15 protein-coding genes are annotated in these 15993 nt (G+C 69.8%); 2 read left to right on the forward strand and 13 right to left on the reverse strand.

Annotated elements, in window-relative coordinates:
- Positions 1-48: 48 nt before the first annotated feature.
- The 10 genes from FKO37_RS06640 to FKO37_RS06685 all read right to left on the reverse strand — a co-directional run bounded on the left by FKO37_RS06640 (position 49) and on the right by FKO37_RS06685 (position 11254).
- Positions 49-1482, reverse strand: coding sequence for an MBOAT family protein (locus tag FKO37_RS06640; protein WP_037808156.1), 1434 nt, complete (start codon positions 1480-1482; stop codon positions 49-51).
- A 570-nt stretch (positions 1483-2052) separates the two neighbouring features.
- A complete protein-coding gene (locus FKO37_RS06645; RefSeq protein ID WP_238603986.1) occupies positions 2053-2724 on the reverse strand; it encodes a TetR/AcrR family transcriptional regulator in 672 nt (223 codons plus the stop codon).
- Positions 2725-2764: 40 nt separating this feature from the next.
- Entirely contained in the window at positions 2765-3721 is a 957-nt protein-coding gene (gene rlmB / locus FKO37_RS06650; protein WP_238603987.1) for a 23S rRNA (guanosine(2251)-2'-O)-methyltransferase RlmB, read from the reverse strand.
- A 30-nt stretch (positions 3722-3751) separates the two neighbouring features.
- Positions 3752-5137, reverse strand: a complete 1386-nt coding sequence (gene cysS, locus FKO37_RS06655) for a cysteine--tRNA ligase (protein ID WP_238603988.1) — start codon at positions 5135-5137, stop codon at positions 3752-3754.
- Between the two features lie 44 nt (positions 5138-5181).
- The gene (locus FKO37_RS06660) at positions 5182-5868 is read right to left on the reverse strand and encodes an HAD family hydrolase (protein WP_043827186.1); all 687 of its coding nucleotides are present in this window, start codon (positions 5866-5868) and stop codon (positions 5182-5184) included.
- Positions 5869-5923: 55 nt separating this feature from the next.
- Positions 5924-7396, reverse strand: coding sequence for a hypothetical protein (locus FKO37_RS06665; RefSeq protein WP_238603989.1), 1473 nt, complete (start codon positions 7394-7396; stop codon positions 5924-5926).
- Positions 7393-9390 carry a hypothetical protein gene (locus tag FKO37_RS06670; RefSeq protein ID WP_238603990.1) on the reverse strand — a complete coding sequence of 666 codons (1998 nt, stop codon included), beginning with the start codon at positions 9388-9390 and terminating at the stop codon, positions 7393-7395. Before FKO37_RS06670 ends, FKO37_RS06665 begins: the two co-directional genes overlap by 4 nt.
- Before the next feature lie 190 nt (positions 9391-9580).
- Entirely contained in the window at positions 9581-10045 is a 465-nt protein-coding gene (gene ispF, locus FKO37_RS06675) for a 2-C-methyl-D-erythritol 2,4-cyclodiphosphate synthase (protein WP_238608227.1), read from the reverse strand.
- Positions 10046-10050: 5 nt separating this feature from the next.
- A complete protein-coding gene (locus FKO37_RS06680; protein WP_043827350.1) occupies positions 10051-10695 on the reverse strand; it encodes a 2-C-methyl-D-erythritol 4-phosphate cytidylyltransferase in 645 nt (214 codons plus the stop codon).
- Between the two features lie 67 nt (positions 10696-10762).
- A complete protein-coding gene (locus FKO37_RS06685) occupies positions 10763-11254 on the reverse strand; it encodes a CarD family transcriptional regulator (RefSeq protein WP_009084200.1) in 492 nt (163 codons plus the stop codon).
- A 274-nt stretch (positions 11255-11528) separates the two neighbouring features.
- On the opposite strand from FKO37_RS06685, the gene FKO37_RS06690 reads away from it, so the two are divergent.
- Positions 11529-12200, forward strand: coding sequence for a hypothetical protein (locus FKO37_RS06690; RefSeq protein WP_238603991.1), 672 nt, complete (start codon positions 11529-11531; stop codon positions 12198-12200).
- A gap of 46 nt (positions 12201-12246) precedes the next feature.
- On the forward strand, positions 12247-13608 hold the full coding sequence (gene radA, locus FKO37_RS06695) for a DNA repair protein RadA (RefSeq protein WP_037808135.1): 1362 nt from the start codon (positions 12247-12249) through the stop codon (positions 13606-13608).
- Here radA and FKO37_RS06700 read toward each other — a convergent pair whose 3' ends face one another.
- Genes FKO37_RS06700 through FKO37_RS06710 form a run of 3 tightly spaced genes read right to left on the reverse strand, consistent with a single transcriptional unit; the run spans position 13609 to position 15878 of the window.
- A complete protein-coding gene (locus FKO37_RS06700) occupies positions 13609-14703 on the reverse strand; it encodes a hypothetical protein (protein ID WP_238603992.1) in 1095 nt (364 codons plus the stop codon).
- On the reverse strand, positions 14700-15305 hold the full coding sequence (locus FKO37_RS06705; RefSeq protein WP_037808130.1) for an RNA polymerase sigma factor: 606 nt from the start codon (positions 15303-15305) through the stop codon (positions 14700-14702). The genes FKO37_RS06700 and FKO37_RS06705 overlap by 4 nt, the downstream gene beginning before the upstream one ends.
- Before the next feature lie 39 nt (positions 15306-15344).
- Positions 15345-15878 carry a hypothetical protein gene (locus FKO37_RS06710; RefSeq protein ID WP_037808127.1) on the reverse strand — a complete coding sequence of 178 codons (534 nt, stop codon included), beginning with the start codon at positions 15876-15878 and terminating at the stop codon, positions 15345-15347.
- Between the last annotated feature and the right edge of the window lie 115 nt (positions 15879-15993).

Here is a 15993-nt window from a genome sequence, read left to right on the forward strand (position 1 = left end):
TGACGTTCGCCTGTCCGGGACGTCAACCGGAATAAAGCGGCTCCGCGATCAGAACTGGTAGTACAGGAACGGGCTGAACGTCCCGGTAGCCACCAAGATCGCCGCGTAAACCAGGCCCACCGTCATGACCCCGATGCGCAGTGCGGTCGCTCCGCGGCTTCGGGACGATTCCAGCAGCGGGCCGGTCACCGGATGCGCCGGGAGGATGAACACGATCAGTGCCAGCAGCAGGATCACCAGCCGCTGGTTCGTCAGCGCGCTTTCCACGACGTCGCCGAGGCCGCCGAAATCCGGGATCAGCATGTGGCCGATCATCGACAGCGCATGACCCAGATCGGCTGAGCGGAAGAAGACCCAGCCGAACACGACCAGGATCAGGGTCAGCACTCGGCGGGCGATGCGGGCGACCGGGCTGGCGGGAGCGTCGCCGAGGTGGAAGCGGCGTTCGATGACCAGAAGTGCGCCGTGGTAGCAGCCCCAGATCAGGAACGTCCATTGCGCGCCGTGCCAGAAACCGGTCAGCACGAAGACGATCGACAGGTTCCGGTACGTCTTTCCGGCGCCCGAACGGTTGCCGCCCAGCGGGATGTAGACGTAGTCGCGGAACCAGCGGGACAGCGACATGTGCCAGCGGCGCCAGAACTCCGTGATCGTCACCGACGAGTACGGGCGCGCGAAGTTCTCCGGCAACCGGAAGCCGAGCATGCGGCCGAGGCCGATCGCCATGTCCGAGTAGCCGGAGAAGTCGAAGAACAGCTGCAGGGTGTAGCCGATCGCGCCGAGCCAGGCCGTCGTGAAGGTCATCTGGTTCGCGGGGGTCGAGAAGCAGGCTTCGACCATCGGGCTGAGCGAGTCGGCGATGATCGACTTCTTGCACAGGCCCAGCGCGAACCTCGGGAAGCCCGCGGCGATGTCGTCCAGCCGGTGCGAACGCCGTTGCGGAAGCTGGTCGGCGATCTCCCGGTAGCGCACGATGGGACCCGCCACCAACTGCGGGAACATCGCGATGTACGCGGCGAACGACACCGGGTTGCGCAGCGCGTGCCGCTCGCCGCGGTAGATGTCCACCACGTACGAGATGTGGTGGAAGGTGTAGAAGGAAATGCCGATCGGCACCACGATGTTCGCGACGCCCAGGTCGCCGCCGAACCAGTGCGCGACGGCGGCGATCTGCTGCGTCGCGAAACCGGCGTACTTCCAGATGACGAGCACGAGGACGTCGAGCGTGATGACGCCGATCAGGATCCGTTTCCGGCGCGTGCCGCGAACGTCCCACGGGCTCGGCTCCAGCGCGGGGCCGGCCAGGAAGTTCACCGCCATGCAGAGCAGCAGCAGGAACAGGTACGGGCCGGCGCCGATCGTGTAGAACAGCAGGCTCGCGACCGCGACGATGCCGTTGCGCCAGCTGCGCGGGCACACCAGGACCGCGATCAGCACCGCGGGCATGAAGTACCACAAGAACAGCGGCGAAACGAACGACATCGGTGACGGACCCCCTCGGTTCCGGAGGAGACCTTAGCCCGAGCGGGTGGCTTCGCGCGGCGATGCCCGACGGATCACAGCACGAATCACCGAGGGTGACGGATTTGGGGGGATTTCGCCCTTCGCGACGGGGAAGTGAGCGGGTGGTGGGGCTGCGCCGCGGCTGGGGCGGGAGTGTCATGGGGCGGGCGGCAGGCCGGGGGCGGCTGGGTGGAAGGGCGGTGGGTGCGCGAGAGGGCAGGGCGGGGCGGGGTTGGTGCGGGAGAGCGGTGGGCGTGCGACGGGGTAACGCGCTGGGGTGGTGGGCGCGCGGGCAGTGCGGGGCGGCGATTGGTGCGCGGTCGCGAGAGTGGTGAGCGTGCGATGTGGGGGCGGCGGAGCGGGATGTTGATGGGCGCGCGATGGCAGTGCGCGGGCGGCGGAGCGCGAAGGTGATGGACCCACGACACGGCAACGCGACGGCAGCAGGGGCACCGGAACGGAAGAGCACTGGCCGGGAAGATGCGCGACAGCCAAGCGTAAGCAGCACGTGAGAGCCGTACGAGCGAGTCAGAAGAGAGGCGTCCAGGCTCAGTCGGTGATCCGGTCCAACCACTCACCCATCAGAGCCTTCTCCGCCGCACTCAACCCCGACACCTGCGGCAACACCGCCCGCAAAGCAGTAGCCGCCGCGGTCGGGCCAGGTGCCCGGGACACCGGCCGGTCCGTGGTGATCGCTGCGATCACCGCTTCCCGGGCCGCGGCCGAGACCGCGAGGTCGCGAGAATCTGCAGGCGTCGAGATCAGGCTCAACGTCGCCCCCGAGCCGGCGGCGTGGATCAAGGCCGCCGCAAGCGGCTCCGGCACCCGGAGTCGTCCGGCTGACGCGATGCGGCTGACGCGCGTCGCGAGGATCTCCAGGGACTTCTCCAGCGCGGGCGAACGACCGGGCCGAGTGGTCATCAGCCGGTACAGCGCGGGGTTGGCCAGGCCGAACTCCAGGTGCTGATCCCAGCCCCGCCGCAGGTCGTCCAGTGGGTCCTCGGCGGGCGGCTCGGCGGTTTTCGCCTCCAGGTAATCCTCGTAGCCCTGGACGGTGATGGCGTCGAGCAGGCCGTCCTTGTCGCCGAACAGTCGATAAATCGTCGGAGGCTGGACGCCTGCCGCCGAGCTCACGGCACGGGTCGACACCGCGTCCGGGCCGTCGCTGGTCAGCAGGCCCAGTGCGGCCGTGATGATGCGGGCGCGGGCGTCGTCGGGCATGTTATCGACGATAACAGCCTGACGATTCCAGCGAAAAAACTCAGACGCGTCCGGCGATCCGGCGACGGCGGGCGACCTCGGCCAGCAGCACCCCGGCGGCGACCGAGGCGTTCAGCGATTCCACGCCGGCCGCCATCGGGATTGAGACGGTCGCGTCGCACGTTTCGCGGACCAGTCGGGACAGGCCGCGGCCTTCCGAGCCCAGGACGACGACCAGCGGGTCCGCGGCCAGTTCGAGGGCGTCGATGTCGACCGTGCCGTCGGCGTCGAGGCCGACGATCATCAGACCCTTCGAAGCCCACGCACGCAGCTGGCGAGTGAGGTTCGTGGCGACCGCGATCGGCAGCTTCGCCGCGGTACCAGCACTCGTGCGCCACGCGACCGCGGTCATTCCGGCGCTGCGGCGTTCCGGCAGCAGCACCCCCTGCGCGCCGAACGCCGCGGCGGACCGGATCACCGCGCCGAGGTTGCGCGGGTCGGTGACGCCGTCGAGCGCGACGAACAGCGGGGTGTTGCCCGAGTCGCGCGCAGCCTCCATCAGGTCGTCCGGGTGTGCGTACTCGAACGGCGGTACCTGCAGGCCGAGGCCCTGGTGCATGGCCCGGTTGGTCTTGCGGTCCAGTTCCTCGCGCGGGATCTCCAGAATGGAGATGCCCTTGTCGCCGGCCAGCCGGACGGCCTCGTTGACCCGGTCGTCGATGTCGATGTTGAGCGCGACGTACAGCGCCGTGCCCGGCACGTCCGCGCGCAGCGCCTCGACGACCGGGTTGCGGCCGGCGATCAGCTCCGGCCGGTCGGCCTTCTTCTGCCGGGCCTGGTCGCGCTTGGTGGCGGCGTTGGCAGCGCGGTACGCCTTGTGCCCGGGCCGGTCCTCAGCCCTCGGCGTCGGGCCCTTGCCCTCGAGCGCCTTGCGCCGCTGCCCGCCCGAACCGACGACGGCGCCCTTCTTGGTGCCGGTCTTGCGGATGGCACCTTTGCGCTGTGAGTTGCCTGCCATGAATCCTCAATCTCTGCTGCCGCGAGGAGGTCAGGAGTTCCTGACCGTCCATTGCGGACCGTTCGGGGTGTCTTCCACCGCGATCCCCGCCGCCACGAGACGGTCGCGGGCGGCGTCCGCGCGGGCGAAGTCCTTCGCCGCACGGGCCTCCTGGCGTTCGGCCAGCAGGGCTTCCACGAGCGTGCCCAGCGCGTCGCGGACGGGAGTGTCCGAGCCGCCGTCCGCCCAGTCCGGCGACAGCGGGTCGATGCCGAGCACGGCGGTCATCCCGCGGACCGTGCCGGCCAATTCGAGTGCCTTCGTGGTGTCGCCCCCGTCGAGGGCGGCGTTACCGTCACGGACCGTGTTGTGCACCACGGCGAACGCGGCGGGCGTCGCCAGGTCGTCGTCCATCGCCGCGGCGAATTCCGGGGAGACCGGGCCGACGTCTACCGAACCGGCCGACTCCGCCCGGCGCAGGAACGCCTCGATCCGCCGGTAGCCCTGCGCGGCTTCGGTCACCGCGCCTTCGGAATACTCGACGGTGGACCGGTAGTGCGGCTGCACCAGGTAGTAGCGCAGTTCGGGTGCCCGGTAGCGCTCCAGCATCGCCGGGATCGCGACCGTGTTGCCCAGCGACTTCGACATCTTCTCGCCGGACATGGTCACCCACGCGTTGTGCAGCCAGTAGCGGGCGAACCCGTCGCCCGCCGCGTTCGACTGCGCGCGTTCGTTCTCGTGGTGCGGGAACACCAGGTCGACGCCGCCGCCGTGGATGTCGAACTCGGCGCCGAGGTAGTTGGTCGCCATCGCCGAGCACTCCAGGTGCCAGCCGGGACGCCCCTCGCCCCACGGCGTCGGCCACGACGGCTCGCCCGGCTTCGCGCTCTTCCACAGCGTGAAGTCGCGCGAATCACGCTTGCCGCGGGTCGGCGTCTCGCCCTGCTGGACCTCGTCGAGCTGCTGTCCCGACAGCGTGCCGTACTCGGGGAACGACTTCACCGAGAAGTACACGTCGCCGTCGACGGCGTACGCGTGCCCGGCTTCGATCAGCCGCTCCATCAGCTGGACCATCTGCGTGACGTGCCCGGTCGCGCGCGGCGTGACCGACGGCGGGAGGCAGCCGAGATCCTCGTACGCCTTCTCGAACGCCCGCTCGTGCGTCGCCGCCCATTCCCACCACGGCCGTCCGGCGTCGGCGGCCTTGGCGAGGATCTTGTCGTCGATGTCGGTGACGTTGCGGACCAGCAGCACGTCCAGTCCACTGTGGAGCAGCCAGCGGCGGAGCACGTCGTAATTCAGCATGCCGCGGACGTGCCCGATATGCGGTACTCCCTGCACAGTGGCGCCACACACGTAGATCGACGCCGTTCCGCTGCGGACGGGAGAGAACTCCCGGGGGGCACGGGTCGCGGTGTCGTACAGGTGCAAAGCCACGAGGTAAAGGGTACCGGGGGCACTGTGGGAGACGTCGCAGGACGTCAGAGCACGCCGTGCTCCCGCAGCACGCCCAGCAGCGCGTCCGGCCGCTGCGCCGTGGGCAGCGGGTCGACCAGGGCGAACCGGCAGCCCAGCGCACGGGCGCCGCCGTCGGCCTCCTCGCTGTCGCCGACCATCAGCGTCTCCTCGGCGCGCACGCCGAGCCGCTCGATCGCCGACTGGAAGATCTCCGGCTCCGGCTTCACCGCTCCGACCTCGAAGGACAGGGTGAACTCGGCGACGTGCGCGTCCCAGCCGCGCTGGCCGAACGCGGGCCGGATGTCGAACGCGATGTTGCTCAGCACGCCCGCCTTGCGCCCGCTGCTCGCGACCGCCTTGAGCGCGGCCTCGGTGTCCGGGTAGGGCGTCCACTGGTCCGGGGCGATGAGCTGGGCGTACAGCGCCTCGGCCTGGTCGCGCCGGGGCACGCCGGACAGCCGCAGCACCTCGAGGTACACCTTCCGGTGCAGCTCCGGGTCGCGGTCGCGGTTGTGCCAGGCGTACAGGTGCTCCTCGTCGAGTTCGACGGACTGCTCGACCGGCGCGGTCATCCGCCGCATCAGCTCGGTCTGCGCTTCGACGTCGAGCGCCTCGCCGTCGTCGTCGCGCACGTCCTCGAGCCAGCCGTCCTGCTGCTCAAGCCGGAAAAGAGTGCCGGAGAAGTCGAACAACACCGCGTTGATGGCCACGCGCCAACCCTATCGGGCGACCCGGGTGCGCCGCCGCCCGTTTGTGGTGCCCGGCTCACGCCGCCGGGACGTAAAGCTCCACGAACTCCGGCGTCGCGTCGAGCCGGACGCGCAGGATCGGCACCGCCTTGTTCACCGGGTCGCCGCGGTCGTCGAACGAGATCATGCCGCTCGCTCCCGGGACCGCGGACTGTCCGTGCAGCCGGTTCCTCGCCTGCAGCACGTCCTGCGCGGTGACCTGCTCCGGCGACACTCGCGGGATGCCGCGGATGGCCCAGATCACGGTCAGCACCGCGTCGTGCGCCAGGATCGCGATGCCGTCGTCCAGCCGTTCCCTCGGGAAGACCGCGGTGAAGCAACCGGAGCATCCGGGTTCCTCGAAGCTCGCGACGGCCGCCTTGTTGAACGACTCCGGATGGTCGCGCCAGGCCTGCGGATGCGCGAGGCCCGGCGCGAGCACGGTGACGTTCGCCTGGAGGCCGCGGCGCATCTCCGGGCCGGGCGGCCCGACCTGTGCGAGGTCGCCGGTCAGCACGGTGAGGTGTTTCTCGAGGCAGGGCCGCTGGGCGAGCTGCGCGACGAACGACTTCAGGTGGTCCTCGCGGCCGGCGAAGTACACGACGTCCGGGTTGTCGCCGCAGATGTTGGGCATCATCTGCAGGAAGGTGTTCTCGATCCCGGGCAGGCTGGAGTCGTAGGACTCGGTGCGCCCGACGATCCGGTGCGTGGCGTCGGCGAACGTCTTGGTGAACGCAGTGGCCAGCGTCTTCGGGTACAGGTCGCCGGGGTTCTGGTCCTGCACGACGGTCGCGGTGTGCGCGGTCGGCTTCACATAGCCCGCCATCGAACTGCCGTAGGTCGAGCTGGTCGGGGACACCCGCAGGAAGCCCGGGATCTGCGAAAACTCATCGGCGGCCAGGTGCGAGGCCACGACCGGGACGCGGTGGTCGGACAGCTTCTGGATGGCGCTGCGCGCGGTGTCGAGGCTCAGCCCGATGCCGGTCACGCCCACGATCCGGTCGGCCCCGGTCCGGCCGATCAGGTCGTCGACCACCGGCTCCCACTGTTTGAGCTGGCTGCCGGGGTTGGCCAGCAGCAGCCGGATGAGCGGCACGCTGCCCCACGACTGCGTTTTGTTGGCCCGGTGCTGGGCGACATACGCCCCTTCGAGCTGATGCCGTACCCATTCGCGGGAAAGAATGTCGTGGTCGGTGAGCGTCATCGGCAGGAGCACCGCGATGGTCACGTACGGCTTCCCGGAACCGACGGTTTCGGTATTTTCCTGATGAATTCTGTTTTCCACATCGGCGAGGTCGGGAGAAAACACGAATTCGCCGTCAGTCGTGCCGATGCATTCGGAATTCTCACCGCGTTCCTCGACGCCGGCGCCGCACGTGCGGTTCGCCTCGCTGATCGCCGGGACGACGACGAACGCGGCGACGACGATGACCACGACCAGCAGCACCGCGCCGCCGCCCCAGAGCCACTTCGCCCACGCCGGCCGCGGCGGTTTGATCCGTTGCGTCATCGGTAGCGCTCCGCTCGCTCGTGCAACAGCATCGATCCTCGTCCCCGGCCTTGGGCCAGATGGTGGAATCCGCTCTCGATGGTGGCGTTGAGGGTGCCGCCCGGATCGCCGAGCGGATCGCGCGCCAGCCACAGCGAAACGACCAGCCACGCCACGGTCGTCTCCAGTTCGCCTTCCCACTCGCCGACGCGTTGCTGCACCTGGGTGTAGGGATCCGCGTTCTCCACCAGCCGGTTGGGCGCGGCGGTGATCGTGTCCAGTTCGGCCAGCCACGCTTCCGCGGTCGGCACGTCGAACTCGGCGTGCGGCGCGCTGAGCGGTTCGCACAGATGCGTCACCACCGCGTCGACGTTCTCGAGCGCCAGGTCGTGGTAGCGAGCGGCGGCGACGCGGCCGTTCTTCTCGTAGAAATCGCGGCAGCGCGTGTGCACCTTTTCCCAGCTCAACGGGTGATCGTCGGCGCGCGTCGCCAGCTTCCGCAGCAGCAACCGGCGCAGCCACGGGTGCAGGACGTAGCGCGACGGGTCGTCCGGATCCGCGCGCAGCCACAGCTGATCGGCGAGCTGCTTGAACAGCGGCCCCTCGCCCATCGGATTGCGCAGATCGAGAATTTCCTTGTGGAACAGCATTTCCACGTCGACCGCGGCGCTCGCGGTGACGAGTTCCTGGCGGCTCGCGGTGGAAAAGTCCTGCAGCAGGTAGTCGCACATCTGCGCGAGCAAAGTGGAATCGCTGCCGTCGTCCAGGGTTACCTTGGTGTACAAGGATTCCCGCAGCGTGTTCGGATTGCCCGGCTCGTACCGCGCGGCGAGCGTCTGCAGCACCTCGCGCACCGCGCCCGGGTGTCCGTCGGTGAGCCGGGACAGGAACCGCGGCAGCCGCGACGTCGGATGCACGTCGTGCGCGGCGGCGACATCGACGACGTCGCCGCTGGAAAGCGTGCCGAGTTCCAGCAGGTACCAGGGAGACCAGCGGTTGTCCGGCTGACCGGGGATCCAATCGGTTTCCACGTGCGCGGGCAGCCGCGGCACCGGCCAGTCGAGGCCGCTGGTCCGGTGCTCCGGGTTGCGCCGGATCTCCCGGTCGCTGCCCGGATGCGCGGTGACCATCGACCAGCTTTCGCTCCAGTCCGGATTCCACGTCCGGCTCGTCGCGATCACCACCAGCGGATCGGCCTCGTCCGGCGTGTGCCTGCGCGCCTCGGCGAGCGCGCGCAGGAAGTCCTGTCCGCCCTTCGTGTGCGCGTTGTCCAGCAATACCAGGCAATTCATCGTCCGGCGGGTGCCGGAGATGCCGGAGTAGGCGCGGCGCAGGTCGGCGAGGAAGGCATCGCAGATGATCGCGTCGACCGCGGCCCGGTCCTCGTCGTCGCCGTGCGCGTGCTTGGCGATTTCGATCAGGAAGTCCTGGTGGTTGCCGTGCCCGGTCGGCATGGCTTTGACCTTGCCCATCAGCCGTCGCCGGTCGTACCAGCTGAGCCCGCGCAGCAGGAGTTCGGTCGCCTCGTTCCAGCCAGGAAGGCTGTTGCCCGACGTGACGCCGCCGACGAGCTTCACGACGTCCACGATCGCGTCGCGATTGCGTTCCAGCGGCTGGTTTTTCGCGATCAGATCCCGGAGTTTGCGCAGTGCGGCCCGGCGGTCGCCGAGTTCGACCGGGGCGCTGAGCACGAGCATGCACAGCCACAGCCGGGGAAACGCGATACGGCCGAATTGCCGCCATTGCCTGCCGAGGTCGAAAGCCAAGTGGCCCAGCAGTTCCCGCGGCTGGATCTGCTCCCAGTCGCGCCGCTCGAAATCGACGAGCGCGTGCGGGATGTCCTCGCACCGGGTGCGCAATTCCTCCAGCAGCGCCGACTTCCCCGCGCCGCGCACGCCGAGCGCGACCGCGATCGGCAGCGGTCTGCTCTGCCCTCCCGGACGGGACAGCAGTTCCTCGACCAGCCTCCCGGTGATCGAACGTACTCCGGACAATCGATGCGCATCGACGGGCATCGTCCCCCTTTGGCCGGGCGGCCCCGCTCCCTGCCGCCGCAAACGTCGCGGAATAACTATAATGAGCCGCGGGTACCCGCGCAGAAGTTAGCGGAGATCGGCGAAGATCGTTTTCCGATGACCGGGCGGTTAGCGCTGGTCAGGTATCGCGAAGAATGGAATATTACGATTCCGGGTGAGCGAATTTAACTCAGCCGCGGATCAGCAGCGCGGTCGCGACCGCCGCGATGCCCTCGCCGCGTCCGGTGAGGCCGAGCCCGTCCGACGTGGTCCCGGAAACGCTCACCGGTCCGCCGACGGCGTCGCTCAGCACCTGCTGCGCCTCGTCGCGCCGCTTCCCGATCCGCGGGTGGTTGCCGATGACCTGCACGGTCGCGTTGGAGACCTGCCAGCCTTCGGCCCGCAGCAGGGCACGCACCTCGACGAGCATGTCGGTGCCGTGCGCGCCGTCCATCCGCGGATCGCCGGTGCCGAATACCGCCCCGAGATCGCCGAGGCCAGCCGCGGACAGCAGGGCGTCGCACAGCGCGTGTGCCGCGACGTCGCCGTCCGAGTGGCCCGCGCAGCCGTCGACGCCCGGCCACCGCAGACCGGCCATCCAGCATTCGCGGCCCGGCTCGACCGGATGGACGTCGACGCCGTTGCCTACCCGCAGATCGGTCACAGGGGATCCTCCCGGTCCCCGCCGGCGACGAGCGCCTCGGCGAGGGTGAGTTCGAAGGCGCTCGCGACGCGCATCGCGTCCGGATCGCCGGGGACGGTGGCCGCGCCCGCGGTGTCGGCGAGACCGGGGTCAGCGGAATCGGCGAGTGCGGAACGGAAAGCGGAAAGGGAAAAACCAACCGGGGTTTGCGCACTGCGAAGACCGTCGCGATCGACGGTGGCGGTGACAATTCCGGATTCGTCGGTGGTTTTCACCGTGTCGGACATCGGCAGCACCGGAACCGCGACCGGCGCGCCGTCCCGGACCGCGGCCAGCACGCGGCGGACCGTCCGTTGTGGAGTGAACGCCCGCAGCGCGTCGTGCACCAGCACGACGGCGTCGGAGGCAAGCAGCGGCTCGACGGCGGCGAATGCCTGCCGGAGCGAGGAGCCGGGAACGACCCGGCATTCGAGGCCGCGCAATGCCTCGGAAAACGACTTCGCACACCGCTCGGGGGCTGCGGCGACCACCAGATCGATTTCCGGTGTGCCGAGCAGCCCCCGCACGGTGTGCGTGAGTAGTGCTGCACCGCCGACCGCCGCGAGCGCGAGCTCAGGATCGGCCGGACGGTGCGCGACAGTCACGAACGCGACGCTGTGCACCTGTGGGTTCATCAGGTCGTGATCGTAGGGAACCGGTTGCCTCGGCGGCGAACCGGAGGACCCGGGGTCAGACCGTCGCGGTCTCTAGCACCTCGTCGAGGAGCGTTTCCGCCTTGCCCTCGTCGGTGCCCTCCGCGAGCGCGAGCTCGCTGACCAGGATTTGCCGTGCTTTCGCCAGCATGCGTTTCTCGCCGGCTGAAAGTCCGCGGTCCTTTTCTCGCCGCCAGAGGTCGCGCACCACTTCGGCCACCTTGTTCACATCGCCGGAGGCGAGCTTCTCCAGGTTGGCCTTGTACCGACGAGACCAGTTCGTGGGCTCTTCGGTGTGCGGAGCACGCAGAACATCGAAGACCTTGTCCAGTCCTTCTTGCCCGACGACATCGCGCACGCCGACGATCTCGGCGTTGTCCGCGGGCACGCGAACCGTAAGATCCCCTTGCGCGACTTTGAGGACGAGGTACTTCTTTTCCTCGCCCTTGATCACGCGGGTCTCGATCGCTTCGATGAGTGCGGCACCGTGGTGCGGGTAGACGACGGTCTCTCCGACCTTGAAAACCATGTGTCCTCTGCCCCTTTCGCTGACTCCATCCTATCACGGCCCGTCGGCGGCCACCTAGCGGCCCGGGATCGTCGTCGCAGGTCAGCGGCCTGAGCAGGGCTTGACAAACCGGTTTTCGCCGTGCTCATGCAGGTGAGCCGACAGCGCCCCGACCGGCGCTGTGGGATCCTTTGTGGACAGTCGATCGGCCGGGAACGCACACCGGTTCCGCGCGCGGAGAACCGCCCGGCTAGTCTTCGGGAAGGACGAGGCCGTGAAAGGGAAGGACTCTGACGTGAGGCTGCAGAATCGCCGCGTGCTCGGCGCAGGCGTGTCGGCGCTCGGCGCCGCACTCGTGCTCGCCGGTTGCGGAGCCGGTCAGATCACTCAGACCGACACCCAGCAGCCCGCCGTCAACGGCACCTACGCCCAGGTGAAGACGATCGTGCTGCGCAACGCCGCGGTGCAGTACCCGGCGCAGGGCCCCGGCTACGCGGCCGGTTCGCCCGCCCCGCTCACGCTCACCGTGATCAACCAGGGCCAGAAGGACGACAAGCTCGTCTCGGTGACCTCCGAAGGCGCTTCCGGCCCCGCGCAGATCTCCGGGGACACGGCGATCGTCGCCGGCCACTCGCTCGTGATCGGCCCGGCCGACGCGGTCGAGCAGGGCGCCCCGCCGCAGTCGGAGTCGGCGAACAGCACGCCCGCCTCCGACGCGAACCAGCCCGCCAGCGGCGCGCCCAGCTCCGCCCCGAGCAGCTCGGCTCCCAACACGGCGTCGAGCGCGCCGCAGACGGGCGAGAGCGGCGGCGCGGCGAGCCAGCTCGGCTCCGGCAAGGTCGTGCTGCCGGGCCTCAAGCAGCCGCTGTGGCCGGGCGCGACGATCAAGGTCACCTTCACCTTCCAGAACGCCGGCCCGATCGTGGTCGAGCTGCCGGTCGCGGCACCCGCGCACGCGGGCTCCTGACCGCGTCGCCGCGAGTTTTGTCGGTGTCCGCCGATAGCCTCGCGGAGTGGTGAAGAAGACCAGCACCGTCCACCGGTGCGCGGAATGCGGGTACGAAACGGCGAAGTGGGTCGGTCGCTGCCCGGAATGCCAGGCGTGGGGCACGCTCGAGGAGCGCGGCTCCGCGAAACCGGCGATCGCGCGGGTGGCCGCCGGAGCTCCGAGTGCGCCCGCGAGGCCGATCGCCGAGGTCGACGTCGAGGCAGCCAGAGCGAAGGCCACCGGCGTGCCGGAGCTGGACCGGGTGCTCGGCGGCGGGCTCGTGCCCGGCGCGGTCGCGCTGCTGGCCGGTGAACCCGGGGTCGGCAAATCCACGCTGCTGCTCGAAGTCGCGTATCAATGGGCGGTCACGGCGGGGCGTTCGCTGTACGTCACCGGCGAGGAATCCGCGGGACAGGTCCGGCTGCGCGCCGAGCGCACCGGCAACGTGCACGGTGAGATGTTCCTCGCGGCGGAGAGCGATCTGTCCGCGATCCTCGGGCACGTCGACGCGGTGAAGCCGGGCGTGCTGATCGTCGATTCGGTCCAGACCATGGCATCGCCGCAGGTCGAGGGCTCGCCGGGCGGGGTGACGCAGGTCCGCGCGGTCACCTCCGGACTCGTCGCGCTGGCCAAGGAACGCGGGCTGCCGGTCTTGCTCGTGGGACATGTCACGAAGGACGGTTCGGTCGCCGGTCCGCGCGTGCTGGAGCACCTGGTGGACGTGGTGCTGCAATTCGAGGGCGACAAGCATTCCACGCTGCGGATGGTGCGCGGCATCAAGAACCGGTTCGGCGCGGCGGACGAGATCGGCTGTTTCGAGCTCACCGAGGGCGGCATCGTCGGAGTGCCGGACCCGTCCGGTCTGTTCCTGAGCCGGACCGCGGAGGCGGTGCCGGGCACCGCGGTCACGGTCGCGGTCGAGGGGAAACGGCCGCTGCTGGGCGAGGTGCAGGCGCTGGTGTCGAGCAGCGGGATGCCGCAGCCGCGGCGTGCCGTGAGCGGCCTCGATTCGGCACGGGTCGCCATGGTGCTCGCCGTGATGGAGAAGCGCGGCCGGCTGAAGCTGGGCGACAAGGACGTCTACGTCGCGACGGTCGGCGGCATGAAGATCACCGAGCCCGCCATCGACCTGGCGCTGGTGCTCGCGCTGACCTCGTCGCTGCACGACGTGGCCCTGTCGCCCCGGCTGGTCGCGGTGGGCGAGGTCGGGCTGGCGGGCGAGATCCGGCGGGTGCCGAACGTCGGGCGCCGGCTGGCCGAGGCGGCCCGGCTCGGCTTCACGCACGCGTTGGTGCCGCCGGATTCCGGCAAGCTCCCGGATGGCATCCGGGTGCTGGAGGTGCCCGACGTGGCGAGCGCGCTCAACGCGGCGAACCACGCGAAATGATCAGTCTCCCGCCCGGTCGGTGGTCTCGGAGGAGAACTGCGCGGAGCTGACCAGAGTGCCGGGCGCGAACCTGGTGACGGAGCTCGCGGAGAGCACCTGGAGGTCGGTCAGCTGAAGCCGGGTCCGGTTGAGCGAGACGAGCACTCGGTACGGGCCGGCGAGCACCGCGTATTGCACGAAGTCCGGAGCGTCCTGCACCAACTGGAATCCGAGCACCGGGTTGTCCATCGCTTTCACGAAGGCGCCCCGCAGCTCGCGCGACGCGTACCCGGAAGCGAGGACGTTCAGGACCATCCCGGTCGCCGACGGATAGGTGATGGGGCTGGGGTCCTTCGGAGCGCCGTAGTTCAACGGCTGCGGCAGCGGCCCGTCGCCCGCCGGCGACAACTCCGGAGGGATGCGGTCCTTCAGGAGGCGATTGGTCAGCTGATTCGGGTCGGTCGGCAGGCCCGCGACGAAGTCCGGGGTCGGCTGGGACCAGCCCAGCTGAGTGCTGGCGGCCGCGTCTCCGGGGAAGCGGGCGTCGCGCGTGAACCGCCCGCCGGGCGCGGACTCCTCGGCCTGGGACGGCCCGGGCAGTTTCGCGCTGTCCCGGGGATCCCCGCCGAGCAACGTCGGTGGTTCGGCCCGGGTCCAGCGTCGTTTCCACACTCCGGACGGATCGGCCGGGATCCACAGGTCCACCTGTTCCGGGACCCTGAACACACTGCTCCCGCTCACCAGCACGGTGCGGCTGTACTTGGTCACGACGTGGGTGAACGGCGCGCCCGCTTCGCGCCGGTCCGCCGGGGCGGCCGGGCCGGCGGGAGCCAGCGTCGTCGGCGCGGTGGCGAGTTCCCGGACCACGACCACGCCGCCGGTGACGAGCGCGACCGCCGCGGCCACGGCGATCCACCGCCACGCGCCGGAGCGTTTTTTCCGTTGCGGGACAACCGGTTCGGCCGATTCGCTCACTGCCGCGGCGGCCCGCATCATGCTCGCGCGGGCCCGGTCGAGTTCGGTGCGGTCGGTGGCCGTCTCGTGCGGGTGCAGCGCGGCGAGGGCCTCGTCGAGTTCGGCATCGGACCACAGATGCCGCACGGTGTCGTCGTTCACTGGTCTTTCGCCTCCTCGCGGGTCGACGCGCCTGCGTTGGTGCGCAGCCATCTGCGGATCCGGTGCAGCCTCGAACGGACGGTGCCCGGCGGGATGCCGAGCGCTTCGGCGACTTCGACCGGTTCCAGCCCGGCCCACGAGACCAGCAGCAGCGTGTCGCGGTCGGCGACGCTCAGCTTCGCGAGCGCGCCCGCCAGCTGTGCCGCGCGGACCTGTGCGTCCACCTGCTCGGCGACCCTGGTGTCGTGTCCGCCGTGGCCGCGGTCGCCGGAATTCGCGAGCCGCGCGGTGGCTCGCAACGCCCGGGTTTCGCTGCGGACGTGGTGGCGCAGCAGGTTCGTCGCGATCCCGTACAGCCACGAGCGCGCGGTGCCCAGCTCCGGCTGGTACGACTCCCGGCGGCGCAGCGCGACGAGGAACGTCTCGGCGACGAGATCGTGCGCGGCATCCGGGCCGACGCGGCGCGCGAGGTAGCGGTGCATGGTCGCCGCGTGCGCGTCGAACAGCCGCCCGAAGGCCGGGGCGGGATCGGGTCCGCCCAGGTCGGGGCGGTCCTGCGGGCCGGTCGACACCGGCTCGGGACCGTCGTGGGTCACCTGCATACCCACTCTTGCCCGCGGCGCGGGCGAGCGTTCACGGCCTCACCAGATGGGATGGTCGCTGAACTTCTCCAGTGTGCTCACCGACGGCCGGACGAACCAAAGCCCGGCGCTGTAGCCGATCAGGCCGATGGCGAAATTCGCGAAGGTCGCGAGCAGTTCGGGCAGGCCGAGCTTGCCGTGGTTGCCCCAGAGATCCACCAGCGCGGACACCCCGAGCGCGATCAGGCAGCTGATCGACAGCACGGTGAAACAGGCGGTCAGCGTCGCGCGCGTGCCGCGGGCCCTGGCGGTCACCAGGTAGTCGCCCTGCAGGCAGCGGCGTGCGGACAGGACGACCACGGCGATAGCGAGCACGGACAACATCGGCAGCAGCAGCGCGGCGAGACCGAGCAGCCCGCGCGGCAGGCTGTGCCCGTGCAGCGGACGGTTCACGAGCGCGGTGATGCCGAAAACGAGCAGCGTGCCGATCGCCAGCGAAACCCCGATGACCACGGACGCGACGCGCACCCGGGCGGCGAACAACGGCGGCAGCGGGGCGTACTCCGCGGACTGCTGCCCGTAGTACTGCTTCACCGCATCACCTCCGCGCCGGCAACCCGAACGAACGTGCAAATGCTCGTGAAGACCACCTTAACGGAATGCGATTCCGGCAAGGCGGCCTTCACGGCACTTGTCACCGAGGCGTGCT

This window comes from Amycolatopsis sp. Poz14 (assembly GCF_006704225.1).
Classification (GTDB): Bacteria; Actinomycetota; Actinomycetes; order Mycobacteriales; family Pseudonocardiaceae; genus Amycolatopsis; species Amycolatopsis nivea.